General features: G+C 46.5%; 22 protein-coding genes. 1 reads left to right on the forward strand and 21 read right to left on the reverse strand.

Features of this window, described 5'->3' with window-relative positions; genetic code table 11:
• Positions 1 to 289: 289 nt before the first annotated feature.
• Positions 290 to 511 carry a hypothetical protein gene (locus HPY31_RS16825; RefSeq protein WP_253901831.1) on the forward strand — a complete coding sequence of 74 codons (222 nt, stop codon included), beginning with the start codon at positions 290 to 292 and terminating at the stop codon, positions 509 to 511.
• Between the two features lie 24 nt (positions 512 to 535).
• On the opposite strand, the gene HPY31_RS16830 is transcribed toward HPY31_RS16825, so the two are convergent.
• The 21 genes from HPY31_RS16830 to HPY31_RS16930 all read right to left on the reverse strand — a co-directional run bounded on the left by HPY31_RS16830 (position 536) and on the right by HPY31_RS16930 (position 24669).
• Complete coding sequence (locus HPY31_RS16830) at positions 536 to 775, reverse strand: DUF7660 family protein (RefSeq protein ID WP_015892686.1); 240 nt, start codon at positions 773 to 775, stop codon at positions 536 to 538.
• A 184-nt stretch (positions 776 to 959) separates the two neighbouring features.
• Positions 960 to 1655 carry a hypothetical protein gene (locus HPY31_RS16835; protein WP_172141633.1) on the reverse strand — a complete coding sequence of 232 codons (696 nt, stop codon included), beginning with the start codon at positions 1653 to 1655 and terminating at the stop codon, positions 960 to 962.
• 266 nt (positions 1656 to 1921) lie between these two features.
• Complete coding sequence (locus HPY31_RS16840; RefSeq protein ID WP_172141634.1) at positions 1922 to 2389, reverse strand: hypothetical protein; 468 nt, start codon at positions 2387 to 2389, stop codon at positions 1922 to 1924.
• A gap of 280 nt (positions 2390 to 2669) precedes the next feature.
• Entirely contained in the window at positions 2670 to 3173 is a 504-nt protein-coding gene (locus HPY31_RS16845; protein ID WP_172141635.1) for an SMI1/KNR4 family protein, read from the reverse strand.
• 238 nt (positions 3174 to 3411) lie between these two features.
• Positions 3412 to 4002, reverse strand: coding sequence for a CbrC family protein (locus tag HPY31_RS16850; RefSeq protein WP_172141636.1), 591 nt, complete (start codon positions 4000 to 4002; stop codon positions 3412 to 3414).
• A 399-nt stretch (positions 4003 to 4401) separates the two neighbouring features.
• Entirely contained in the window at positions 4402 to 4935 is a 534-nt protein-coding gene (locus HPY31_RS16855; protein ID WP_172141637.1) for a hypothetical protein, read from the reverse strand.
• Positions 4936 to 4983: 48 nt separating this feature from the next.
• Positions 4984 to 5184, reverse strand: a complete 201-nt coding sequence (locus HPY31_RS29200; protein WP_483297065.1) for an HNH endonuclease — start codon at positions 5182 to 5184, stop codon at positions 4984 to 4986.
• A gap of 49 nt (positions 5185 to 5233) precedes the next feature.
• The gene (locus HPY31_RS16865) at positions 5234 to 5737 is read right to left on the reverse strand and encodes a HEAT repeat domain-containing protein (protein ID WP_172141639.1); all 504 of its coding nucleotides are present in this window, start codon (positions 5735 to 5737) and stop codon (positions 5234 to 5236) included.
• Between the two features lie 403 nt (positions 5738 to 6140).
• Entirely contained in the window at positions 6141 to 6362 is a 222-nt protein-coding gene (locus HPY31_RS16870) for a hypothetical protein (RefSeq protein ID WP_172141640.1), read from the reverse strand.
• 208 nt (positions 6363 to 6570) lie between these two features.
• A complete protein-coding gene (locus HPY31_RS16875) occupies positions 6571 to 7080 on the reverse strand; it encodes a hypothetical protein (RefSeq protein ID WP_216675665.1) in 510 nt (169 codons plus the stop codon).
• Between the two features lie 30 nt (positions 7081 to 7110).
• On the reverse strand, positions 7111 to 12924 hold the full coding sequence (locus HPY31_RS16880) for an RHS repeat-associated core domain-containing protein (RefSeq protein WP_253901832.1): 5814 nt from the start codon (positions 12922 to 12924) through the stop codon (positions 7111 to 7113).
• Between the two features lie 13 nt (positions 12925 to 12937).
• The gene (locus HPY31_RS16885) at positions 12938 to 13360 is read right to left on the reverse strand and encodes a DUF4280 domain-containing protein (RefSeq protein ID WP_048034243.1); all 423 of its coding nucleotides are present in this window, start codon (positions 13358 to 13360) and stop codon (positions 12938 to 12940) included.
• A complete protein-coding gene (locus tag HPY31_RS16890) occupies positions 13347 to 13898 on the reverse strand; it encodes an imm11 family protein (protein ID WP_172141642.1) in 552 nt (183 codons plus the stop codon). The genes HPY31_RS16885 and HPY31_RS16890 overlap by 14 nt, the downstream gene beginning before the upstream one ends.
• Positions 13895 to 15040, reverse strand: a complete 1146-nt coding sequence (locus HPY31_RS16895; protein WP_172141643.1) for a pentapeptide repeat-containing protein — start codon at positions 15038 to 15040, stop codon at positions 13895 to 13897. The genes HPY31_RS16890 and HPY31_RS16895 overlap by 4 nt, the downstream gene beginning before the upstream one ends.
• A gap of 72 nt (positions 15041 to 15112) precedes the next feature.
• On the reverse strand, positions 15113 to 16537 hold the full coding sequence (locus tag HPY31_RS16900) for a contractile injection system protein, VgrG/Pvc8 family (RefSeq protein ID WP_172141644.1): 1425 nt from the start codon (positions 16535 to 16537) through the stop codon (positions 15113 to 15115).
• Positions 16534 to 17202 carry a hypothetical protein gene (locus HPY31_RS16905; protein ID WP_172141645.1) on the reverse strand — a complete coding sequence of 223 codons (669 nt, stop codon included), beginning with the start codon at positions 17200 to 17202 and terminating at the stop codon, positions 16534 to 16536. The genes HPY31_RS16900 and HPY31_RS16905 overlap by 4 nt, the downstream gene beginning before the upstream one ends.
• Positions 17203 to 17216: 14 nt before the next feature.
• Entirely contained in the window at positions 17217 to 17996 is a 780-nt protein-coding gene (locus HPY31_RS16910; protein WP_172141646.1) for a DNA and RNA helicase, read from the reverse strand.
• Positions 17997 to 18040: 44 nt separating this feature from the next.
• A complete protein-coding gene (locus tag HPY31_RS16915; RefSeq protein ID WP_172141647.1) occupies positions 18041 to 20716 on the reverse strand; it encodes an acetate and sugar kinases/Hsc70/actin family protein in 2676 nt (891 codons plus the stop codon).
• A 52-nt stretch (positions 20717 to 20768) separates the two neighbouring features.
• Positions 20769 to 21464: a hypothetical protein gene (locus HPY31_RS16920; RefSeq protein ID WP_015892713.1), complete on the reverse strand. Its 696-nt coding sequence runs from the start codon at positions 21462 to 21464 to the stop codon at positions 20769 to 20771.
• Positions 21455 to 22732, reverse strand: coding sequence for a hypothetical protein (locus tag HPY31_RS16925; protein WP_016743186.1), 1278 nt, complete (start codon positions 22730 to 22732; stop codon positions 21455 to 21457). Before HPY31_RS16925 ends, HPY31_RS16920 begins: the two co-directional genes overlap by 10 nt.
• Complete coding sequence (locus HPY31_RS16930; protein WP_172141648.1) at positions 22729 to 24669, reverse strand: PP2C family protein-serine/threonine phosphatase; 1941 nt, start codon at positions 24667 to 24669, stop codon at positions 22729 to 22731. Before HPY31_RS16930 ends, HPY31_RS16925 begins: the two co-directional genes overlap by 4 nt.
• Positions 24670 to 24685: the final 16 nt, after the last annotated feature.

Consider the following 24685-nt stretch of genomic DNA (forward strand, 5'->3'; position numbering starts at 1 on the left):
CTGCCAGATGAACCCCCTCGCTCCGATGCTTCTAGGGAAATGGATTCACCCTTCCAAATAAGACCATTATTTTACACACAATCTTACAATCGGTATTTTTTGGGATTTTATGAATGGGTCATTAGTCCTGAATGAGATGATTTTGAGGCAAGGAGAGGGGCTTTTTCGCCTCGACTATTCCTACGATTTGCACTTCGGCCACCATTTATATGATGATAAGGGAATTAATAGAAATCAAACAAGGGAGAGAAGCTAGATGAACATAAAGAAAAATCAATTATATGTAGAATTGGAAATAGCGAATTGGGATAACACAGACCTTACATCCACGCTAGATGAAATGTGCTACTCTCATAAAGAGTATGAAAACGATGTAATCGAGGTACATCTAGTTGTCGATCTGGGAAAGCATAAAGACAAGTCTAGATACTTAATTATCATCAATATTACGCGGGATTTGGATAATCTCGGGGAAGAAATTGATAACCCTTATATCGTCAAAGACCCTTGAATTTGGTTCAAGGGCCTTTCCTATTTACTCATAACGGCTTCCTGCAATTAAAATGGTAGCAAACAAATTCCAGTCTACCCCTTCAAGATCAGCTAACATATTATCACAATCCTCAATCCATGACTCCATCCCACTTAGGAACTCTTCCAGGGACATATTCGCCCACTCTTTTTTATTTTGCTGATAATCCTTAATTAAATGAGAAATGAATTGAACCATATCCTCTCTACTCTCAACCGTACCCGCTCTCTCTAGAATATCCATGTGAAACTCCTCCTCCTATGTCTTTATCTTCCATTTTATTATAGATGCTTCAAAGCAGTTTGACGAATCGGGGAATGACAAAAAGCCCGCTGGCGTGCAACGAGCTTTTTGTCTCTTATGTGAGGGGGAACATCTGTCTCGTCAATAACAGGATTCGGGCTGTCATTATTTTCGTAGACGTTCCCTATTGAATAATCTCGGAAATTGCTTGCTTCTGCTCCAAAATCTCGCTTTGTACCTGGGTCAGTTCTTTCAACAGATCAGCGGCCTCTTGCAAGGATGTCGCTGCTTGCTCCTTGTCACCAGCCTTGAATACTTCTTTTGCTTCTTTCACTGTGTTTTTCTCATTTGCTTTCAGTTCTTTTGCTTGCTCTTTGTTCTCTTTCTTTTCTGTACGGATTGGCTTCAATTGTTGATTCATCTCTTTGAAGGACGCTTTTTTCTCTTTTACCTGAGTCAATTCTGTTTGGATTTGCGCCAGTTTTTCTTCGATGGCGGTATGATTTGCGGCGATTTCAGCCTTGATGCTCGCTACCTTTTCTTTATCTTTTGCTTTCTTCGCTTCTTTCAGTTCAGCAGACAGCGATTTGTTCTCTTCGCGCAGCGGTTTTGTCTCTGCCAGCGCAGTTTTTACCTTTTCACGTACTTCTTTCGTCACATCGCCCCAAAGAACATCCCATGCCTGTTGGTTGATTTCCGATTGTGCTTTCAGTTTATCTTGCAAAGCTTTTTGCTCCACTTGCAATGCTTTTAGCGCTTGAACTTCAGGCAGGCTGCTCCACCCTGTTCCTTTTCCTTCTTTCTCCGCCGCAAAAGCTCCTACCGCACTCGTTGCCAACAAGCACGCTGCGATTACAGATACGGAAAGCATTTTTTTCATGTGTGAACACTCCCTGTCTCCTATTGTTTCTTGCAAATAAATCGTACCGTATGGGCTCCGGGAATGTTCGGGATAACCTCGTGAAAAGTAAGGGGAAAGTGTGGGATTTGGGGAAAACGCAAAAAGCCCAGGGAAGGCCTAGGCGGGTCTGGATTGTCACTCAGAGAAAGCTATTTGATATAACCGTTCTTGGTGTAATCTAGTTTCACTTGCAGAATGACATCATGTTCCACTTTTATGATGAGTAAATTATACATGTTTTAGCTCTAATCATTCGATTTGAATTTCAAAACAACGATATTTCCAGCGTTTCCAAAACAAGAAGCATGGTACAACCCTTCCAAAATATGCTCTTTATGAAATTCCCCAACAAATATGTGGTCTTCATTCTTTTGTTCATGAGCGTATCGAACAAGGATTACTGTGGCATTCTGCACATGCTTGTTTTGCATGAACAGTTGAATATTGCGACTGAAACTTAAAATATCAGCTGGTACTTCCTCTCTTACCAACCACTCGTCAAACTCTCCAATGAATTCTTGATTCACCATTTCAAAAACGCTTGAAAGAAGATAATGTCTCAGATGCGTTAACTTCTTGTGCAAAATTTCATCTTTCGGTAACACTTTGAAATCATTGATAATTTCAAATTCTTTCAAAGATGCAGTCACATCAGCTTCATTATCGGAATCAAATGAAATGAACTGTGTACAATCAAACGTTACATATGACACAACCTCACCTCATACTGCTCGACTAAAATGATGGACAGTTTACGCTATTCTTCATGAATTTATCTAAAAGCTGATCAACCGAAGATACAATTTGTTCAACTTCTTCAAATTCAGGTTCATAACCGGATACTATTGAACCAAATTCACTCCCGAGATCAATTGCATAAAAGGTATAACCATTTCTTACAGATAAAGCTATGGGCAAATACTTGTCCTAAAATTTTAATCTCTTGTTTCCACGATTCATCGTCGCACGCCGATTCTAAACTTACTGTCATTATTAATCTAAATCGGTACCATCATAAGCATCTCCAAGAGACTCAAAATCCTCTTCATACCAATACCATGTTGTGCCTTCACCTTTTGTCTCTATAAGTCTATTCAGTAAGTCCGTAAATGAGTTGGCTATAACCGCACAACTACCTGCAATAGCATGACAATCCCAATGACTGTCATAACATTTACCTAATCTATCTTTATGAAGATCAATTGTTAGATAGTCTCCATTTCTATCATCGGCTATGATAAACCAATTAGAAGAGATATCATATTCACATAACTCTTTTACTATAACGGGATTTGCTAATTCGAATTTTTTTGGAGATACAATGTCTACACCAAAATCTTCATCTTTAAATAATTCAATTCCCCCGCAAAGTTCATAGAACTCTTTCACGTCATCTGGTAATATGTGCGGGTATTCAATCTTAGGTAAACCTAGAGATGGATGTATAATGCAATTATCAAAACCTTTTATTTCATCGATAATTTCTTTGATATTCATTCATTACTCCCTCCATTTTTAGTCTCAATCAATTATTTTCTAAGTTTATCTGAATAGTCTCCTTACAAAAGTTTTAAAGGAAAGTTCTTCTACAATATCTCCTATTACAAGATTGAACGGATCCTCTTAAGCACCCTTCTCATAATAACTAGTTTTGTCGTCTTACCATTCTAGGTCGGTGAGGTGTCCCCTATTCTACTTCATAGGTGTACATAGCTTGTAATAAATTTCCCACAAATTATGTGTGATCAATGTGAATTCTATGTTGTCCGCATTTCAGACACTGAAACAAATGTATTCCTGAATCCTCACTTACTTGGTCCAAGGTATCAATACCGTAATTTTCCTTTATTGCAAACAATTCTTCATCTCGTAAATCTATCTTCATTGCTGATAGCTCACTTTTATTCACATATCCAATATAAGCACAAAATTCATCGCAGTGGCTTAGCCATTGTGGTTCCTGCCATGAAATGTAACCAGGGGTACGAAAAAGTAACTCCTCTAGTTTATCATCTTGAAACTGTTCGACTTCATCGTCCCCCATAAAATACATATACTGATTGGATTCGTCATCATAAGTCACAGACAACAACTTATCCTTATATTCTACTGCTGCCTGTAGGACACCATTATGTTGCTTAGTAGCAGTTCCTTCATAAATGCACCAGGGACAAACATATTCGACATCGTCTATTGAATAAAATGGTCCCATGTAAATATAATCCGTTTCTTTATTACAAATACTGCAATTTTGTGCAGGTACCTTTTTGAAGACTCCAACATCGTACGCATTTGGTTGATACTTAAATATTGGTAGGTTATTCATATAAAATATTCCTCCGATGTAGAAAAAGGCTGATGGGTTTAAACAACACAACTCTGCCTTTTGAGTTATTCCCATTTAAATCCATGTTACGCTATATCTCGAACAGATTCCCCGAACTGCTATGTAATATCTTCAAACAAGTACATTTCTCTCAGCAAAACCTTCTACAAAGACTCAGCCCATTATTATTTGTTTAGCCAGGACACTATATTCCCCCACGGATCAAGAAAAATCCCTATTCACATAAGCAAACCGATTTTCCCGTCAAATGGAAAAGTAGAACTTGACGGTCTCCCTGCCTCGGCATAAAAAAGGCTTATCCATCCTCATCTTTTAAGATGGATAAGCCTTTGTAAGTTCATCAAATGAAAATAATTTTTGAGTTGTATTGAAAGGCTCTTACTGCGTTAACAAACCATTCTCTTCTAACACTTTATACCATTCATCCTCTTTTGAACCAACGGTATTTATACTCCCTCCAGATTCAACAAGCTTCAATCCAATTTCTCCATATTGTTCCCCTAGAAAATAGTTAAGTAAGAAGTTATTGAAGTCTCCATACGACTCCAAAACATAATTTTGATCTAATGGATCTCCAAATAAACACGTTACTTGACCATTTTCCTTATTAATAAACAGGGGGTACATTTCAATTTTTCCTATACAAATCCAGTCACCATCAAACCTTTGCATTTCCTCTACATAAAACTGAATATCGGCAATTTTCCGTTGACCAGAAATATTGATAACTCCTCCAATTAATATTTCATATCGATTTGTAATTAAATAATAATCTTTTAAATTACTATTCTCGGAATTTGTGAATTGTTCTTCATTGGTATTTTTTGTAATGTCCGCAAATGTCAAACTAAATGGGTCGTCACTTAATATTTCACTAATTTTATCTATTTTTTCGATTAATAATTCGATCATATTCCTCACCTTTCGGAACATTTTTTACCTGTACTCCCAATACTCCACCTAATCTTCTATGAGGAAACTCCCTATGAATACTTTTTCAACAAGAACCATTATTGTTCCATCTTCATGATGATGCCATATATAACCTTTAGGTGCTTTATAAGGCGTCGGTACTGGAAGATCCGAATCCTTATTCAATTTCGCTTCTGTATTTGCTCCCCTGTAATCTCTTGAACGTTTAGTAGGTGATGGAATTTTTATTGTAACTAAATCACCTGTCGCTTTTTCAAATTTGGTAAATTATTTTATCCTACCTTTTTATAGAGATTCTTTTTAATTGGTGTAATGCATTCTTTTCAATTTCTTTTTCCTTTGATTTACTTAAGAGTTCTAATTTCTCTTTAGACTCCTGCGTATTCATATCACCTAGAGCCCAGATACATTTTACGGCAAGGGCATTTGTGTAATGAAGATACTCAAATTTAGTTATTGCTGCTTTATAAAGACTTTCTACTGATGAATTTGATTGAAAATATTGAAGCAAGCCAGCAATATCCTCATGTGCCTTATGCCAAGCTTCAGTAATTAACTGGTTTAATATTTCCAAATGTCTTTCATTAAATAAATCAAATGTAAATCCTATATAAAATAGTAAACCTAGGTCATCTTTATTTTTTTCTCTACAAATAACTTCTAGCAGTTTGTCAAAGTAGCTAGTTATTTCTATATTTCCCTTGAACAAATCCAAAAATTCTATATCTGTTATTTCGCCACCAATAAGTTTTTTTATTAGTATTCTTAGTTCTTGATTCATTTTTATATCCTTTCAAAACTAGTAATATGATCATTAAAAATATCCTGCCGCTCGTATCCGTGTGATAGGACAAATAACTCGACCATTAGCAGTAGTAGCAATCCTTTGATTTATAGTGAGTGTTCGAGGCTTTCAATATAGACTCTGTTCGTATTCAAAAGATGTTAGTGCTATTTCTCCATACATTCAGTACCTTTAAGGAGCTTAAATATGTTCGACTAAATCCGTTTGTACAATAACGAACGAATCCAAATAGAATTAAGCGGCCCTAGTCCCATTGAAGTTAAGGACCAAAGCCGCTTACTCGAAATTTACTTTTTATACTGTATACTTGACGTTTTACAGTTCACTTTTGGGACAGCCCCTTTGTTATGACACTGCCACCCCATTATGATGAAGTGTACTATAAAATAATAGGCTTATGATTCGCCTTAGCTTTTTCCAGAATTTCTTCTGCGGTTAACTCATCGGTACTAGAAGTAATAATTCTATAAATCTCTTGATAGTAAGGCACACTGATGCTAAGTTGCTCTAGCCAGAGATCTTCCTCCTCGTCTGTCCCCTCTGCTAATAGTATTTTATCAATCGTACCAATGATCTCTTCTCTACTTAATTTCTTTATCATTATAGTTTCAACCTCCTGTAATTTACTTTTTATGATACATTCGTTTAATTATGCAGGTGACTTCATCAACCCCAACGGATGAATGAGCCCATTCGATTGGCTTTAACTCCATCACAGCCGTTATAACTGCTTGTCCTGCCCTCGTGCACACTTAAAAGGGAGGATAAAAAACCTTGAAAGACATAAAGTCAATCAAGGTTAGGACATACTAAAATGTAAACTTCTCAATTATTTTTAAACTACTGAAATCTGAATCATCATTTACCTTAGACGCATATATCAAAGGGCTTTCAAGTGCTGATAACTCAAATACTTTCCCTTCTGTACAAATGATAAATCTTTGTAAATCGGCAATAAGTTCTTGCATATTTACGTTGATAAAATCTGCGCTTGGTACTGAAACAATTACAAATGGATGATTGAAGCTTTGATTCATACAAATAAACGTATTATAATCAAATGCTGCCTGAGTAAATTCTTCTGGTAGGGAGTAAATAGATATCGTCTTTATATTCTCTCCATTCTCTAATGCTTTACTTAACTTTGCCTCTGTTCGTTTGATAGTGGTTAACTTTCCTGATTTAAAGCTATCCCCAATGATACCTAGATGTGTTGAAGGGTATCCTAGCTTCTCATTAAATTTCAAAAAATATTGATACCATTCCCATATCTCCTGTTCCTTGGCCTGGATTAAGCCATATAAAACAATGGATGTCATTAATCTACCGCTCAAACCTTCCACCTCTTTTTACTTTTTAATCGGCAGTAATTGTATACTTCCAGCTCTACTGCCAAGTTCTTTCTGGTTATCAATCATTCGTTCTATCAGTTTAGCTGGATCATCTGTCGTACTCGGAACTTCATACTGATTAATTTTACCATTAGATTTAACTACCATAACATCAGGCCTTCTCGGTCGAGCACTAGGTACTTCATTCTGGAGACCTTTGTTCAAATATACTTTAACTGTATCATCTTTCTTGGCTTCTTGAACAGCTTTCCGCATACTCGCAAACCAGTGACCAGGTGTTTTATTCGTATGTGGTTTACTCGGGAGTACAATTTTATCTTTCCAAGCCTTACACTTCATCAACCCCAACGGATCAATGAACCCAATAGGATCCCCATTCACATAAGCAAAACGGTTAAACGTTTGCCCGTCCGTCATGTCCCCTTGGAGCACATCTCGATTCAGGAACCGCTTCAATCCCGGATGGTAATACCGCGCCCGCATGTAATACAACCCATTCGGATCGGTCATGACCCCATCTCGGCCGTTATAGCAAAACGGCTGTTTCGTCCTGCCCTCGTGCTCTTCCAGTTCCCCGTACAATCCGTAGGTATAACGGTCTGTGACTCGACCATGCTCGTCGGTCAACAGGGTCGTGCTTCCGCGCGTATCTGCGTGATAGGACAAATAATCGCCTTGTGCATCCTCGCGACCAATGAGGCCCAGTCCATATACATAATACGCTCTGGCGGTTCCACTTTCCTCCAGCTCCATAAGAACCTGAGTCAAATCGGCGTTTTGGTCAACCACATAACGTGTCGTCTTACCATTCCATGTCATGGAGGTGCGCACGTATTCGGCATCATAGGTGTAGCGAGCTTGTCCGGCACGGACGAGACGATTGCGTGCATCATACGCATACGGTTCTGGCTGAAGCTTGCCCGGTAGTAACAGAAGGTTGCCGTCCTCGTCGTACTGAACAGGTTGACCATCTACCGTATCCAACCGATTGTCCTTGGCGTATGTCATCGCCGTAGCAAGACTCGAAGCTGAATCCCCAATAGCGGTAATATTCCCGCCCTGGTCATAGGTATAGAGAATCTTTCGCCCTGCCATGGCTCCGCTCGTCAGACGCCGCAGGGCATCATAGGTATACTGCTTTTCTTCCTCTTGGATGATCTGCCCGAGCTCGTTGTACACAAACCGATATTGCTGGAGCATGACGCCTTGCGCATTTTGATCCCAAAGACGCAGAAGCTGTCCGGCTGCGTCATAGTGACGCTGCTCTACCGTACCGTTTGGTCGGTCTGTACGGATGAGGCGGTAATTTTCATCGTACGTGTACCTTGTGACACGACCTGCCCAGTCTGTGACCTTGGTCAATTGACCTGCGAGATCGTAGGAATAGTGAACCTTCTTGCCATCTGGATAGACGAGCGTTGCCAGTCTGCCTCCCGCATCGTAGGTGTACTGTAGCGTATTCCCATACTGATCTGTACTAGAGACGATTCGTCCCAAAAGATCGTAGGTACGACGCTTGGTGTCTTTTCCATCTTCTTTGACACTTACCACGCGACCCTCGGCGTCGAAAGTCCTGCGAACAGTCCCCGCTTCGTCCTGCTGTTCAATGAGCTGTCCGGCTGCATCGTAGCGGTAGTGCGTTTCTTGACCGCGCGCATTGGTCTTGTCGGTCATCCACCCGCGCTTGTCATAGCGGTAGGTCGTTCCTTCTCCGGTAGCATTGCGTTCAGCTAAAAGCAAACCACTGGCATCGTAGGAAAGGGTGGTGGCATTGCCATTGGCATCCGTATAGCTCGTTAGGCGGCCTTCTCCGTCGTATTGCTGCTTGTAGGCAGCTGCTTCGTTTTCCAATACCTCTGTCAGACGTGCGGCTGCATCATAGGAGAACTTGGTTTTCTGTCCAGCCGCATTCGTCGTGGCAATAACTTGATGGAGCTTGTTGAACTGGTATTGGGTTGTTCTTCCGAGTCCGTCAATATGGGCAAGAATATTGCCTGCTCCATCATAGGTGAGCCCGCTCACCTTCTGTCCGGATGCATCATAGACAGCCGTTAAGCGCCCGGCAGCATCGTATTCATAGCGCTGGATGTTCCCCAAAGGATCGGTGACAGATGTCACTCTGCCCATGGCATCGCGTTCGAGACTGGTCTTCGCCCCGGTTGGATCTACCACCCCAACGATCTGCCATTCCTTGTCATACTCATAACGAGTGACTTCACCAAAGACGTTTGTGATGGATTCTACTTTTTCCGTAATCGTGTAGCCGATCTTCGTCGATGCTCCGCTAGCCGTAGTCTCCTCTACTCGACAATCCTGTGTATCGTACGTAAAGGATTGCATCCTTCCGAGAGGATCTATGACACCAACAAGATTATCATTGGCATCGAATACCTGACGCAGCGAACCCCCAAAAGCATCTGTAAAGGTTGTCATCCTGCCTGTAGGGTCGAAGCCAACACGGAAGATACGCCCTTCTAGGTCTTGAGCGGAAACGAGCATTCCCTGTCCATCGTAATGATAAGTAGTTTTTGCTCCCGTAAAATCAATATAAGTGCTTCTTTGCCCGTGCTCGTTATACCCGATGGAAGAGGTGCAGCCGTCTGGTCGTGTTATGCTGACCAGACGCTCGTGTTCATCATAGGCGTAGGTCGTGACTCCGCCTTCCGCGTCTTCTTCTGCTACCATGAGGTCATTTTCGTTGTACGTATAGGTCGTTGTATTGCCAAGAGGATCTGTCTCTTTTACCAGATTCCCGCGATGGTCATACGTGTAAGTGGTTGTTTCGCCCGCTCCGTTTGTTTCAGAAGTCGTTTGTCCCCACTCATTATAGGAGTATTTGGTGACCGTTCCATCCTTCTCGGTTTTCTCCAGCAATTGGCCATTGTCGTCATGGACCATAACCTCGACATGCCCATTTCCGTCTGTGAAGGTCGTGACCATCATGCCCGGGCGGCTCTCGGTATCATAGTGAATATAACCTGGGATGCCTGCTGCGTCTGTTTGGCAGATGATGCGTCCTTCCTCGTCAAACGTATTCGTATAGACGATGACGCCATCGGATGCCAGAGATTCCAGTTGGTCATTTCCTGTATAGGACAAGTCAGTGACAACACCATTGGGATTGGTGTAGCGAGTCATCCTGCGGTCGGCATCATACGAAAAGCGAAGGGAACGAGTCCCATCGGACAATGCTGACACCAAACCATCCGCCCCATACTCCAGTGAAAACGCTCGACGACTTCGCTCTTCTGTCAATCGATTCAGCCTGCCATGCTGGTCATAGCTGAAGAGCAGCGACATTCCGGCAACCACCGTATGGCGAAGTGCTTGTCCATTTCTGGCAAAATCGTACGTCTCTCTCGTTTCCTTGACCCACAGCGTATAGCCGTCTTGTCTTTCCCGCAGTTCGTCAAAAAAGACAGCCGCATCACTGGACCGGTATAAGCCGTCCTGAACGCGAGTAAAGGTATTGGCGCGACCAGCATTCCACCACACCGTAATTTCTTCGCGTGTCTCATCCAGGAATTCCAGGCGCATTTCGTAATTGTGCGTCCATGCTTTGCCCAGTGCGCCCTCTTGCAAAAGCAGGGAGTTGTAATGCAGCTCAAACGTCCACGTCTCGGCTCCATACAGCTTGAGGGCAGGATGAACGATAAACTGCGCTCCAGTACCGCCATGGACCGGGTCTTTGATGCAGCTTTTCGGTTTTACTTTTTTGACGTTCATCTTTCTTACCTTGCCTGGTTTCTTGTGCTTCCCTTTGATTCTTTTCCGACCCCCGGCAATTCCCGCTACGGTTGAGAAAACACCATCCGTCGCATAATCCAATGCCTCAGATCCGGCTTCCTTGAGCACTTCTTTCACAACTGGCTTCTGCATGAATTTGCCAAGCATGCTCTTCTTCAGCTTCTGCACAGCCGCAAGCTTGTCCATGCTCTCCTGAATGTTCCGCGCAGCAGTGACGACCTTCCCTTTCACTGCGCTTGCTGCATTGGCCGTCGCCTTGACCGCTTTCGATACACCCAGTGCTTTGTCTGCTGCCTTGACCGCTTTTGTTGCCTTGGTCATCGCTTTTGTTGCCTTCACTGCTTTCGTCGTCAGCTTGGCCGCAGTCACTGCCGTACCCGCACCTGGAATCGCGGCTGCAAGAGACATAGCTGCACCCGCATAATCGCCACGCGCGACAGATATCCCCGCATTGACGACGTCTGCTACTTCCCCGATGACAGGGATCATCCCCACGATATCGAGTCCAAGCTGTAAACTATCGAGGAAGCCCCATCCAGAATCCTCTTCCTCCTGCTCCTCTTCGACGACTTCTTCCTCTTCCTCCTCCTGCGGCAAATCCTCCACAACCACAGGCGCCTTTGTCAGCCCGACCATCTCAATCTTCGGCGCTTGAAGATCCACTTCCCCGTCTAAAATCATGCTGCTGGTGCTGCACATGAGGTAGATCGCTTCCTTGGCCTTGATCTCAACTTTCGTATCTGACGTAATCTCCATATCCTTTTCCGAAGAAAAAACAATGGGATGCATACTGTGAATCTCAATACCATCCTCTTCATGCAGCTTGATAAAAATATTGCCTTCCTTGCTCTCCTTCGCAGTAAGAACGAGCTCCTTGCCGCCCATCATCAGCTCTTTGCCAAAGTTGGTTCCCCAGTACTTGATGCCGGGATTGCCCGTCTTCGCCGTGCTGCCTCCACCTTTTCGCACGGAGCTGACTGCCATGGCGCCTTCTTCATCTGGTGTGGAGAAGTAGAGCTTGACGGAGTCACCCATTTGCGGCATGCAGTGAAAGCCGCTGTTGCCTTCTGCGGAGTAGACCGTGGAATACGGAAACCAGCTCGCCTCTGCCTTGGGCTGCTTCGGATCAATGTCGAGGTGGATTTTGACGGTGTCCTTCTGGATGTCGATGATCTTGCCTTCTAGGGCAGCGCCGCATATGTCATCGTTGCGGATAGGGTTTTGACGGATGCCTGCTTCGGGCATGAGCTGATAGGTGTGAATGAGAAGGGCATGGTCGATCCTCGTTGTTGACCCGGCGACGACCAGCTCTTTGCCTTGGTAGTTCACGCGGTCTCCGAGCTGGAGGACCTGTCCGCTTTCTACTTCATAGGCGAGAAAATCATTTTCTGACATACCTGCCGCGTAGCCGTTTTCTGTCGTTTCCATATAGGGAGATAGCCTTTTGCTGATGGTGTAGCTGGCGTCTGTCAGTTGAGCAGTACGTCCCTCGGGTAAGCCAAACCAGAACTTTGGCGTATCCGCAACAGCCTCGGCGACGAGAATAGAGCCGAAGCGGGAGGCCAGTCGCTTTAAAAACTCCCAATCTGTCTCCTGATACTGGATGGCAATGGTCCCAAGCGGCGCTCCGTTTGAAGCATGGTCCAAATAATCGGAGCCGGGATAGTCCTTTGTGATTTCATCCAGCAGACTGGCATACGTCATTTGTTTATGCTGAAAAGAGCGCATTTTGCGCTGTCCGTCCATTCGCTGCGTGTGCGAGACTGCCTCCAGCTCCAAATGGTACACGCCGTGAACAAAGTTGACACTGACGGAATCCACGAGGCCTTTGAACAGTGTCTTCGTAAGCGCACCGTTTTCCACCAAATTCAGCGCGACTGTATCCTCGCTCGTCGCCATCTCAATGTAACGGTCGCTTTTTTCCTCCGGGATGATACCGGTGACGAACAGTCTGGCGTGCTCATTGACTTTCTTCACGATTCTGACATCTTGTAGGCTTTGGATTTCAAAGGGTGAGACCAACTGAATATTCTCGTATCCAGCCAGCTTCTCTGTCGTATTCATACAATCCCCCTCACTATTGCTCCTGTCCGTCGTCTTCGATGCGAATGCAGCCTCCATAAATGCACATGTTCGTGCTGGTGTTTAACAGGGCGGGATGATTTTCCACGAGTACATCTGCCTTGCCATCGATCCAGGGCATGGTGACTACTGGAACGCATGGCATCGGCTTGAGTACGCCGTTGTTGGCAGCAGTTGCAGCTGCAACAGTTGGATTTTTCTCGCATTTGCATTTGCCGAACGGCATGATGTTCACTTGCGGCATATAGTCATTCACGTTCATCTGTGCCTGATTGCGAATGTACACGCCATGACTAAACGGCGTTTTCAGCTTGTTCTTCTGGCTCCCGTAGTCGCACGTGAGAATTGCTCCTGCCACGACGTAGCTTTTCTTCGGAGCGGAAGACGGCACAACATCGACATCTTCAATCATGGGCATGACTCATTCTCCTCCCTGCTTGCTCTACTTTTTTCAAGCGGATACCGAAAAAGTCCCTGCGCAGCAAAGCTTCCGCCAGCCGCAAATCGATGAGGATATACGGTTCGCGAATCCCTTCGATTTGAAAGATCGTATGGCGTCCAATCTTTTCTGGATCGAGAACCAACCTTTTGAGTGAGCCGTCCCTGTGAAACTCGCTTTTCTCGGACAGGCAGTTCACGCGCGGCAGGATCATCAGCCAGTACAAATCCTGCTTGATCCGCTCCCTGTCTACCAGCACGACAGATTTGACGAACAGCTTTGGCGCGAACTTATGGATGATTGTTTTTAAGCGGTTGGAATAGAGCGGGATCGGTCTGTCGAGAAAATCCAGATAGTCGTTTTCCTTCTTTTGCTTGATGTCGAACTGGCTGACGACCTCGTCCAACTCGTCCTGATATTCTGTGGTGAGCCACTCCTGCCGGATGACGTCAAAAACGCCCGTTGGCTCCACTGCACTCGCGATTCGCTCGTCCTGTGACAAGATGAAATAATTCATGCCTGACTCCCCTCTCGCCAAATGACATGTCGCTCCTGAAGCTCATCCAACAGAATAGAATCTCTGGCCTCCTCCGAGAATACGGCTCTCTCCAAAAGCGCGCCGCTAAAATTCGCTCCGGTCAAAATCGCATCTGTAAAGTCTGCGCCGCGCAGATCGGCTCCAGTAAAATCAGTCCCAGTCAAGTCAGCCCCGACGAACAAGACGCCATCAAAGCCGGGCGTCTCCCACGCATCTGGTTCCAACAAACCCCTTGGCCCGGATGCTTCACGAAAGCTCGCGCCTAGCAGATTCGCTCCGGTAAAATCCGCTCCATGAAGGAGACTGTCTCCGAAGTCAACCGCTTTTAGCTGGGCACGATGCCATCTCGTTCCGACCAAAACACTTTCGCGAAGGGTCGCTTTCGTTAGCTGACTGTCAGAGAGATCCGAATAACGGAGATCAAGACCATCGAATTGCCCTTGCCCCAGATCGAGACCAGCCAAAACCTTGTAGCCGTATTCCAGCTCTTGCTTTTCTTCCAGCCAGGCACGGATCATCCCGGAATCTTTGTGGCGAGTGTCCAGACAATACACGATTTCGCTTTGATCCAGATACTCTCCGACACGCACCTCCAGCTCCGGCTCCTTGTCCACCTGTTGAAAAACCTCCAGCTGAACAGCCTGCACCATGGCATAACGGATCAGGTGAACGACATATTGATGAAACTTCTCTGCCTCCACGAGCTTGATCCGTTCGATATCGGGAAGTCTTACGTGTCCGGCATACGCTCTGGCAGCCTCGTTCCATTCGTCTGAGAGCCGATCCAAAAAGCGGAAAGCCCAGCTCGCATCATAGCTGGTTTGACACTCTACCGGATCGAAAAACCAACTGCTGTCCGTAGCCTCCAACAAATACTGACTGCTTCCCTCCAGAAGCTCCGTCCGCAGCATAGAATAGGTCAAGTGCGCCAGTTTGCCCTTTGTCCCTTGCTCCTGCATGTCAACGACTCGTCGGCAAATCTCTTCAAATGAACGGAGAAATTCTTTTGCGAGCCTCTCTTTATTCACCTGATAGTAAGCATCCAAGGCATGCAGGCTGGCAATGGTTCTCTTCGGCACCTCGTGCTCCTTGAAATGCTGCAAGGCTTCCTCTCTCTCCATGCCAATCCCCCCTTCTTCTCACCGTTTTTGCATACACCAAACACACGGTTACCCGCGTGGCAACCATGTGTGTCAATTGGTTTTGAGCTCCTGCCCGACGATGCTTGTATTTCCGTCCATCTTGATGTTGCTCTCTTTGCAAGTGAGACTGATCTCCTCTTTCGCCGAGATAACTACCTTCGTGGCAGAGTCCATCAAAATGTCCTTTTCGGAGACAACCTTGATATTTTTTTTGCTAAAAATCTGGATGCCGTCCGCGTCGGTCATTCGAATGAGGATTTCCCCGTCCTTTGCGCTAAGCAATACCTCCGACGGGCTGAACATCAGTTCTTTTCCGTTGGCTGTGCGGAAGTATTTAATATCGGGATTCCCGAGCTTGTTCGTTTCGCCCTCGTCTGAATTTTTCCGGACAGAGCTGATGGCAATCCCGTCACTTTCCTTGTTGCTCGGAAAATAGACGCGGACGTAGTCATCGAGCTCCGGCATGCAATACCAACCGCTGTTTCCTTCAGCTGTATAAACCGAGGAATACGGGAACCAGTGCGCCTCGCTCTTGCTCTGGCTCTTATCGATATCGAGGTGGATTTTGACGTTGTCTTTTGAGACCTCAATGACTTTCCCCTGCACCGATGCCCCTACGATGAGCGAATTGTGGAGCGGCTTTTGGCTCATTCCTTTTTTGGACGCGAGCAAATACTTGTGCTTGAGCAAGCCTTTCTTCATCTCGGTATGGGCCTCATACACATACAGGCTCTTCCCTTTAAAATCCACACCGTTGCCCAAATCGAGCACGCGATCTGTCTCTACCTCGTAAAAGATGTAGTCATTTTCATCCACGCCCTTGACCCCGTTTTCCGAGGAATGGCGGAATTCATTCAAATTTTTACGCACCCGATAGTGAAAATCGTCCAGCTTACCTTTTGATGCACCCTCTGGCACACCGAAGCTGAACTTCGGCTTTTCAAAAACGGATGCTGGCATTAGTCCCGTCTGAAAACGCGAAGCCAGCCGCTTGAGAAATTGCCAATCCGTCTCCTGATACTGCATGGTAAAGGAGCCCAGCTTCCCGCCATTGGAGGCCATGTCCATAATGTCCATGCCTGGGTATTCTCCTGCGATTGTTTTCAAAAGGGAACCGTAGGTCATGGCCTTGTTTTGAAACGAACGGCTCTTGCGCTTCACGTCGAGATTGTACGTAGGCGAGACAGCTTCAACGTACAAATAATAGACGTCTCGTACAGCCTTGATGCCTATCTCCAGAACGATTCCCGCAAAAAGCGGCGTGGCGTTGCCGTCGTTATCCACCTGACTGATTTCGATCGGGGTCTGTGCTTCTGTCATTTCTACATAGCTGTCCTTCAATTCTTCTGGTACGATCCCCGTAAATGTCAGGCGAGCGTGCTCATTAATCTTTTTCGTAATCGTCAGTTCTACCAGATGCGTCAATTGATAAGGAGAGATTTGCAAATTGTTGTAGGCAATGACAGGAAGACTCATATTTTCCCTTCTCCCTTCCCATTTTCATCCGAATTGGTGGATACGAGCGACAAGGAATCCATGATTCCCCAGCCTACTGGCTTCCAATCTGACAGCTCCTGCTCCGTGCAATTGAACGTGCAGAGAAGAGCGCGTCCCTGTAGGGAGACAAAGCTGATCAGGTTGTAAATGTCTGTATCCAATGCTGGTGCAACAAATTCAAAAAATCCGACGCTTGTGCCGGCAATCTCACGTATTCCTTCCTCCTGCCAACGAGCGAGCGGCTGTGTTCTCCGCAAAACCTGCTTCATGACATCCATGAAGGCTTTTAGCTGCGCAGGAGAATCCGCCAGCTTGCTCTCGGTATAGGTAAAAGCCAGGTTAATTGACGCTGTTTCGTTCGTAAAAATCAGGGAAGGCCTACGTTCCGATGGATACTTGAGAACTGCTACTTCTGGACTCATGATGGAAAATGTCTTCGGGAGCCGAATCTGTACGAGATCGTCGAGGACGCGTTTGTCCTCCATGGGAATTCTCTCTTCACCGACTGTAATCAATGATTTGTTCACCACATCCAGTCGGTTTTTGCCCTTGGGACCAAAACGTATTGCTGCTGGCTGTGCATCCTCACCGGAAAGCTCATTCAACATGCCGATAATGCTTTCATCCATGCGCGCCATTTCCATTCACCATCCTCTCGTTAATCAACAATAACCCGCTGACGCCCGCCTGTTTTCCACTCTGTTTTTGAGGATCTTCCGCCGCTCTTGGCGTCATCCAAGATGCGTGCGAGGTATTTGAGAATCTGCAGGTTCGTGTACTCGCGGTAACCCGTCCCCATTCTGTTGCCTATATAATGAAGAACGAGCCCCCGCTCTACTCTGTCCGCATTCAAGCACTGCATGGCAAAGGCGAGATCATACGGGTGATTGGTGACCGTTTTTAGCATTTCATTCGCAAAATACCGCAGGATGTAGGGAGCAAGCGTTGGCTCGTTTCTCCCGGCATGTTCGACATGAACGATATTCCACGTGTTGAATTCGGTCGCCATATCGGCTAAATCCTGATAATCACCGCGAAGCCTTGCCCCTTGCTTGAGCTTGAAGCGCCCCAACTCCCTTTCATCAGGGTGTGACTCTAACTCCGTATCGAGAACATACGACGTCTCGTAAACGTAATAGTCGGTCAGCGAAGTCTCCTCCTGAAAGCGAATCTTGAGCACGGTCTCCATACCTGTGGCCTCATAAGGGATGCGCTCTTCGTGTTCAAACAAGTAAATCCGTCCTTGATGCTTGACGATCCCTCTACCGACAGTGAGGTGCCCTTCGCCAATCGTTACATCCATCCCGGAAATAATGCCGTCTGTATAATCTTGAAAGTATAAACCGACAAAATGTCGCGGGTAATCACGTAGATTCTCAAGCATCTCCCGCTTGAGAATTCGCCCTTTATGAAAATTGGGATAGAGATGGGAAAACACCGCTGTTCCCCCTTCCTGTTCATTTAAGCTGCCTGGTTATTTTCTCATTTCATCCCGTCAAAGAAATCCAGCTCGGACAAGTCACTCTCAAAAGCAAAGAAAACCTTTTTCCCCAAAGCAAGCTGTTCATTCAGGCGAGCTACTGGCACGACATGGAATCCCCACTCACTGCCGCTCGCAAAAACGAAGTATTTCGACTCCCCATTTTGAATCGAGTCAGTCTCATCCTGCGGGATATGCGTACCGTACTTACTCGCGATGTCCTCATACAATACGGTTTTGTATTGAGCGGGTTCATCTATGTACAAGTACCGCTGACGTAGCTGGCCGTCATTTTCCTTGAGATAAAACTCAACCTCGCTCACGCCGTAGGGACGCGAGATAGAGCCATGCACGAGACTCAGCTTTTCCTGACTGTGAATGAGTACTCTCTCTTGCTTGTTATGCGTGAAGGCGGTCACGGAATACGGGACGATCGGCGCATGATTCGTAATTTGCGCTTCAATGAAGCCTGCCTTTTTGGCACTTTGATAGCGCAGCGCTCCACGCAAGCAAGACAGCTTCAGGTCTGGCACCTTGCCCGCATCCTCCGACTTTTGCCGGAACTCGATGCTGCGTCCAGGGACAAACTCTTTGAGCGCTTCACGGAAAACATCAATCCGGCACGACTGCCCAGTCAGCTTGATGATCGAGAAGTCAGCCAGCCTTCCCTGTTGGTAAAAATCGTCCAAGAAGACGCGCAAAATCTCGTAAATATCGGCCTTGATCAGGTGATTGATCTCTTTGGCGTTGAAAACGACATCAGGAAAATCAAACACGTCCCGGAAGCGACCATCCTCCCGTATCGACAGCACCCATCGCTCGACTGCCGTCAGCTTTAGATCGGGCTCTTGACGATTTTCTGTATCGGATGTGAAGCGATTGCGCAAAATGCCGGTCTGACGGAAAAACTCTTTTTTCATATGGTCAGCGAGGTCCCACAAAAAGTGAAAATTATTGCGGACACGCTGATACTCGTCCCGGCTCTTGTTCTCGTACTTCTTGTAGCGAGTCGGCAAAATCGCCTCGGCTTCCCGATATCTCGCCTCGAAGCGTTCATAGATGGAGTCGACGCCGTATTCATCCACGTACCGGAATATTTCCGATCCAGGGATGTCGATGATCTGGTCGATGTCGGTCACTTGCCGCCCTTTTCCGTAATAGTCCGCGAAGACGATTTTCATAAATTGCATGATGCGATACGTAATGTTGTTGCCGCCAAAATTGGTGTCGCCGTTTTCATAGGTCGTATCGATATCGATGCGATAAGAGATATGTCCGTCCTCAATCCGGAAATGACAAGATGACAGATCCGTCGTGCCTCCGCCGCAATCGATGACAAGCGCTTGATAGGTCTCCCCATCCAGAAAGCTGTTTTTGTCAATTTGATCGGCAATCGTGTTAAACAGGACGGCCATTCCTTCATCGAGAGCGTGCTCTGATTCAATCCGATACTCAGGCAAAATCTCGGTGAACATCTCAAGAAACTGCGTTTTCAGCTTGACCGGACTTGTGATATGCAGATGACGAAAGCGGCATTTGAATTGATGCTCGGCCATTTGAATGACGTGAAGAAGGTATTGGCGCAGGATGTCGCTTCGTTTCACAGTCGCGGTATTTCCTTGGCTGTCCATGACCTCTTCGATCTTGTGATAGCTATTCACCCAGCGCTTGATACCTTGAAACACGGTCGCGTTCGTGCTGTATCCGTTCTTTTTCATGTGCCGAAGTGCTTCATAGCCGATGTGAAAGCGAACGTCATGCGGGGAAGAGCAATCCGCCACGCTGACAGCCGTCGGCAGCACCTCGATCCATTCCTCGTTTTTTTGCGTCGTATCGGGGAAGGAGACGTAATTGATCGCATTCAAGCGTATACGTCCATTCAACAAGTCGTTGCTGGAAGGGGAGCTGACATATTGATGGTCGAGAAAAGCTCCCGCTGTCGTCGAGGAGGTACCAAAATCAATCGCGAGAACGGCGTCTGTTTCTTCCAATTCCCTGATCTCGAGGTCAGTCACAGGTACTTTGTAGTAGTGGAGATTGACAGGCGGCAACGGATGGTCCTGATGATACGCCTTGTACAAATACTCCGAATCCTGCTTGCGAAAAAAGAGCAGGCTGTAGTTTTGATTGACCGTTTTTCTCAGTTGAGCATCTTGGCAAGCGTGCAGCGTAAAATGCCCGGTTCTCCTATCTTCTTTGTCCTTGCGCAGATGCAGAATACCGCATAGCTCCATATGGTCATTCACCAAAAGCACATTGGATTCGGACAAGCCTTTGGAGGACTCGACGTGATAGTTGTCCAGCCTGCCAATGGCAAGACCCATGTACAAGCACATCTTCGCTGGAATTTTGATCACATCTACACCTGGCATCGGTGTGTTTAAATATTTGTGGAGTACGGCTTCGAGGCGTTCAACACCACCTGGAACAGCACTTTCAATCAGGAGGTTTTCTTCTGCGCCGCGGAAACGCAGAATCGTATGCAGCAGTCCCTCCCGATCGAGATTGTTCACAACAGAGCCGACCAGCTTCTCCTTGTAACAAATATTGCGGAGCTGAAAGGTCGTCATCTCCATCAGCTCGTCCCGTGTATAGGTCGCTTCGCCTCGATGATTGCGTTGATTTCCATCCCCGCTGCTGCCCTTTTGGAGATGAAGCTTATATGAATAGGTAGACATCCCAACTCTCCTCTCTCCCGACCTTTTGTTGGGGTCAATCGGTCAAAAACCTCTAGTACAGTGCAACACTGTCGATTTGCATCGTTTCCTCGACATCCAAAATACCGAAATGGTTTCGCCAATAAATCTCTGTATGGAACCGAACCGGTAGAAAAATATCCTTGATTAAAGCGAGCTTGGCCTGTGCGGTTTCACTCTCCGACTGCCCGACGTAAATCAGCAGCTCATCTTTTTCTTCGCAATTGGCGTAAATGGTAGAGTGAGAGAATATTTTTCGCATCGTATCCTTAAGCAGGTACACCGCTTCACCGGTCTCATACAAGCGCAAAATATTGCCCGCGATAATCTCTCGCTCCTCTTTGGTAAAAAGTCGAATGTTTTCCTGTACCCGACTGCCGAACAGCCCCGCTTCCAAGTCGCGCAATACAAAGCGGATGTGGTATTCACGCTTGTTCATCCCTTGCGACAGATCGATCTCGGCCAGCAGATGGATGATGATATCAAACAAGGTATGCCGAAGCTCTGCATCGTCGGAGTAATTGGCGTCAAAAAGGTCACGAAAAATATCGTCGAAGCGATAGTACGGATTCACCTCTACCGTTTTTTCCACCGCTTTGGCGTTGATTGCCTCATGACTCAGCTCCATGTAGGGCGAATACACTTTGGCCGCTTTGAACTGGATGTCTTTATTGGCGATCCCGGCGCGTTTTGCACGAATAACCAAATCCCAGATGTAATTCAAGCCCATTCTCCTTCACACTTGTATTCCGGAAAATACATCTGCACCTCAGAAACGAGGAAGCTCATCATGTCTTGGAGAATAAAGCTGTTCGCCCCGCGTCTCCGAAAGCCGAGAGCCATGATCTTCTTGTCATTTTCTACGCGGACATTATCGCTAATGAACGGATTCAAACCGTATGTGGCGGGAGGCCGATTGTTTTTATCCCGAATTTCGACATTCACTAGCTCCAGCTGTTCAGCGGCTTCAAAGGAATGGACGATCCGGATAATCTCTCCTTTGGCCCGTACGGTCATCGCCTGCTTCCGCGCATAGCTCCCAATGAAGCTGTTTTTGCGACGATTGGACACCAATTCGTAATCCAGCCTTCCGATGCGGGTCGTGACAGGCTGCGTAATTTTGCATACATTCCAAACACCCGACTTCTCTTGAGGCGAGACGATCGTCAGCTCTTCCGGTGACCGCTTGATATAGCGAATCAGCTCTTCATCTCCATCCACCAAATACCCGTGCTCGCTACCCGTCTTACGTAACGACAGGACATGCTCGAAGTTCACCCGGTCAATGGCAGGTACGGGAAAGCCGATGTTTTTTAGTGCTAAGCGCTCGATGTTCCACAACGGGATGACATCCAGCTTTTTGTAAGGCTCCCACTCATCGAGGGTAATCGACATTTCCAGTATCTCTTCGTCTTCTGTAAACGTGCCCTCACAGGCAACCAGAATGACATCGAAAAACTTGCTCGCGTAAGGATGATTCACCGTTTTCCACGGCATCCCGTTCTTTTGAAACATGTTGTACAGCTTTTCCAGCTCATCCATATACACGCGACTTTGTTGGAGACGCACCTCGATTGGATAGTGATTGCCTGCCGTGTTCAGACGACCCTTGAAGGTTCGCTTGCTCATCATCAGCTCCTGAACCTTGTCGTACTCACACTCCAAAAAGATCGTCATCATGACCGCTTCTTCCTGGTTGCTGAGCTTGACCGCCAACTCTTTGCGATCACATACCTTCTTTTCCTCATCGCCAGGAATCATCGGGTATAAATACTCATGGATTGGGTCAAAGTCATCGCGGTGGCAGAGAGTCACGTAGATGTCATGCTTATCTTCCTTGTCCTCGATCTCGGAAAAAACACGCTCCTCCAGCTTCTTCTGCATCTCCTCCTGATACTCGACCAGATTGAGGAAGACACCGTTCATGATCTGCTTGAGCAATCTGCGCTGCTCCAGCTCCTCCATTTTGTTTAAACGATCCAGTACAATCTCTTTCATGGCGTTTTGGCTGCCTCCTCCTGTGTCGGGTTGGCTGTAGCTGGTGGATTAGCTTGCGGTGGCTGAACTGGCTGAGTCGCCGGAGCTGTCGCGGCTGGCGGAGCTGCTTGATTGGTCGGCACTACTGGGGGCACCGGAACTAGCTGGTACGTTGGTGCCACCGGATTGACTGGGACTGCCTGATTGATTGGAGCTGTTTGGTTCGTCGGTGCCGTCTGATTCACCGGAGCTGTTTGATTTACCGGTGCGGCCTGGTTTGCAGGAGCTGTCTGATTTGCAGGAGCTGTCTGATTAACTGGTGCCCCTTGATTCACCTGAACTGCCGGAGGTTGACTCACAGCACCCGCCCCTTGCACCGGAGGCTGACCTGCTGGCGCACCTGCCGAAGGCGGAGCAGCAGGAGGATTCAGCTTCTCCTCTGCCTTTGTCACCTTGCGTTCCATCGCCAAAACCTTCTCCAGCACACCAATCTCCTGATAAATTTCCTGCGCCATCGTATACGATTGGATCGCTCCCTCGAAGTCTTGCGCTGCATAGCTCTCGTCGCCTTGCTTCTCCAGCTTGTCGCCGTCGAGCGTCTTCTTTTCCTTATCGATACCGGTCTTTTTGGAAGCTACCTCGTCCAGCTTGGTACGCAGCTCCTTTTCTCCTGTTACAAAGGAAGTTTCCAACGCCAGCTTGCGCGCCTTTTGGTAATAGGCTTCTGCACCAGCGTAATCCTGCCCCTCAAACAAGAGATCGCCTTCCTTTTTCCACTGCATGACGAGCACATACGATTGCGTCTTTTCTTTTTTCTCCAAAATCTCCGATTCGTTAAAATCATCGCGCCCTTTCATTTCCTTGAGCGCCTTATCGTACTTATCCAATGCTTTGGTATACTGCTCATCCTTTACAGCCGTATCACCATCCACGATCAACTGTGTGATGCGGATCTTTTTGGCCAAGAGAGTAGCCTGAATTTTGTTTTTCACGATATTTGCAGCATTTCGGGCATCGCTGTACGCCTTGAGTGCCTTCGGATAATCGCCCTCCGCGATGAAAGCGTCTCCGGCTGTTTCATGCTCGAACATCCCTGTCGCAGCATCCGCAATGCGCTCCGCTTCCTTCATCTTGAACAGCAGAGCACCGCCTCCAGCCAAGGCAAGCACGAGAAGGATGAGTGCCACCCTTTTGATGATCCGCCACTTTTTTTGCGGGTCTGTCTTGAAAATTTTGTTCGCGAAAATAGCAGCTGCCGTGTAGTTTTGAACGACATGCTCCTGCTTGCTCAAAAGCACGTCCTCCAGTGTATCGATCCAGGCTTCAGGATCTTTCGCCTCTTGTAGTCCGTCCTGCATTTCGGCCGAATTCACCTTTTCCCACAGACCAGGGGTAGCAAGCAGAAAAACATCACCGTCATAGAGCGGGAGCTTCTTGGAGACAAACGGACGAAATTCATTGGGTGTCCCCAAATAGCTCAAGAGATTATGGCGCTCCTCGTGCTGATCAAGCGCGTCCTCTGCAATTTCCTCCCCATCCACCATCTGTTGGGCAAGACTCTGATCCTTGCTCTGCCATTGCAGTCGGCCATTGCGAAACTGATACATCCGGGTGTTACCAGCAACCCCGTACCTCACTCTGGCATAGTCCGTTACGATTACGGTCAGGCTCGCTTTTAGTCTGACACGATGGCTCTCAGCTTGCAGGACACGATGGGCCTCCTGCAAATAGCGGCGAATGCGATAACGCGAAATGGACGGCTTCTGCAAAAAGTAGCCCAGAACGCTTTTGGCCGCCAACTCTGCACTCTCTACTTCCTGATCGTTATCCAATCCACGGGCGATTACCCAGCACGCGATATCATCCAGCTGTGCGTAGGCAAAGTAATCCTTGTTGCGAACGAAGCTGCCTGATTCGGATAGAAACCCGGTAATGAATTCACTGTTGTCCTTTCTCATTCGTACTACCCGCTCC

Origin of the sequence: Brevibacillus sp. HB1.3 (genome assembly GCF_013186635.1) — a bacterium.
GTDB lineage: Bacteria > Bacillota > Bacilli > Brevibacillales > Brevibacillaceae > Brevibacillus > Brevibacillus brevis_D.

Coding starts and splice junctions, on each gene's coding strand:
- HPY31_RS16830 (WP_015892686.1), bottom strand. CDS start 775: ATGGATATTCTAGAGAGAGCGGGTACGGTTGAGAGTAGAGAGGATATG.
- HPY31_RS16835 (WP_172141633.1), bottom strand. CDS start 1,655: ATGAAAAAAATGCTTTCCGTATCTGTAATCGCAGCGTGCTTGTTGGCA.
- HPY31_RS16845 (WP_172141635.1), bottom strand. CDS start 3,173: ATGAATATCAAAGAAATTATCGATGAAATAAAAGGTTTTGATAATTGC.
- HPY31_RS16850 (WP_172141636.1), bottom strand. CDS start 4,002: ATGAATAACCTACCAATATTTAAGTATCAACCAAATGCGTACGATGTT.
- HPY31_RS16855 (WP_172141637.1), bottom strand. CDS start 4,935: ATGATCGAATTATTAATCGAAAAAATAGATAAAATTAGTGAAATATTA.
- HPY31_RS16865 (WP_172141639.1), bottom strand. CDS start 5,737: ATGAATCAAGAACTAAGAATACTAATAAAAAAACTTATTGGTGGCGAA.
- HPY31_RS16870 (WP_172141640.1), bottom strand. CDS start 6,362: ATGATAAAGAAATTAAGTAGAGAAGAGATCATTGGTACGATTGATAAA.
- HPY31_RS16875 (WP_216675665.1), bottom strand. CDS start 7,080: ATGACATCCATTGTTTTATATGGCTTAATCCAGGCCAAGGAACAGGAG.
- HPY31_RS16880 (WP_253901832.1), bottom strand. CDS start 12,924: ATGAATACGACAGAGAAGCTGGCTGGATACGAGAATATTCAGTTGGTC.
- HPY31_RS16885 (WP_048034243.1), bottom strand. CDS start 13,360: ATGCCCATGATTGAAGATGTCGATGTTGTGCCGTCTTCCGCTCCGAAG.
- HPY31_RS16890 (WP_172141642.1), bottom strand. CDS start 13,898: ATGAATTATTTCATCTTGTCACAGGACGAGCGAATCGCGAGTGCAGTG.
- HPY31_RS16895 (WP_172141643.1), bottom strand. CDS start 15,040: ATGGAGAGAGAGGAAGCCTTGCAGCATTTCAAGGAGCACGAGGTGCCG.
- HPY31_RS16900 (WP_172141644.1), bottom strand. CDS start 16,537: ATGAGTCTTCCTGTCATTGCCTACAACAATTTGCAAATCTCTCCTTAT.
- HPY31_RS16905 (WP_172141645.1), bottom strand. CDS start 17,202: ATGGAAATGGCGCGCATGGATGAAAGCATTATCGGCATGTTGAATGAG.
- HPY31_RS16915 (WP_172141647.1), bottom strand. CDS start 20,716: ATGTCTACCTATTCATATAAGCTTCATCTCCAAAAGGGCAGCAGCGGG.
- HPY31_RS16920 (WP_015892713.1), bottom strand. CDS start 21,464: ATGGGCTTGAATTACATCTGGGATTTGGTTATTCGTGCAAAACGCGCC.
- HPY31_RS16925 (WP_016743186.1), bottom strand. CDS start 22,732: ATGAAAGAGATTGTACTGGATCGTTTAAACAAAATGGAGGAGCTGGAG.
- HPY31_RS16930 (WP_172141648.1), bottom strand. CDS start 24,669: ATGAGAAAGGACAACAGTGAATTCATTACCGGGTTTCTATCCGAATCA.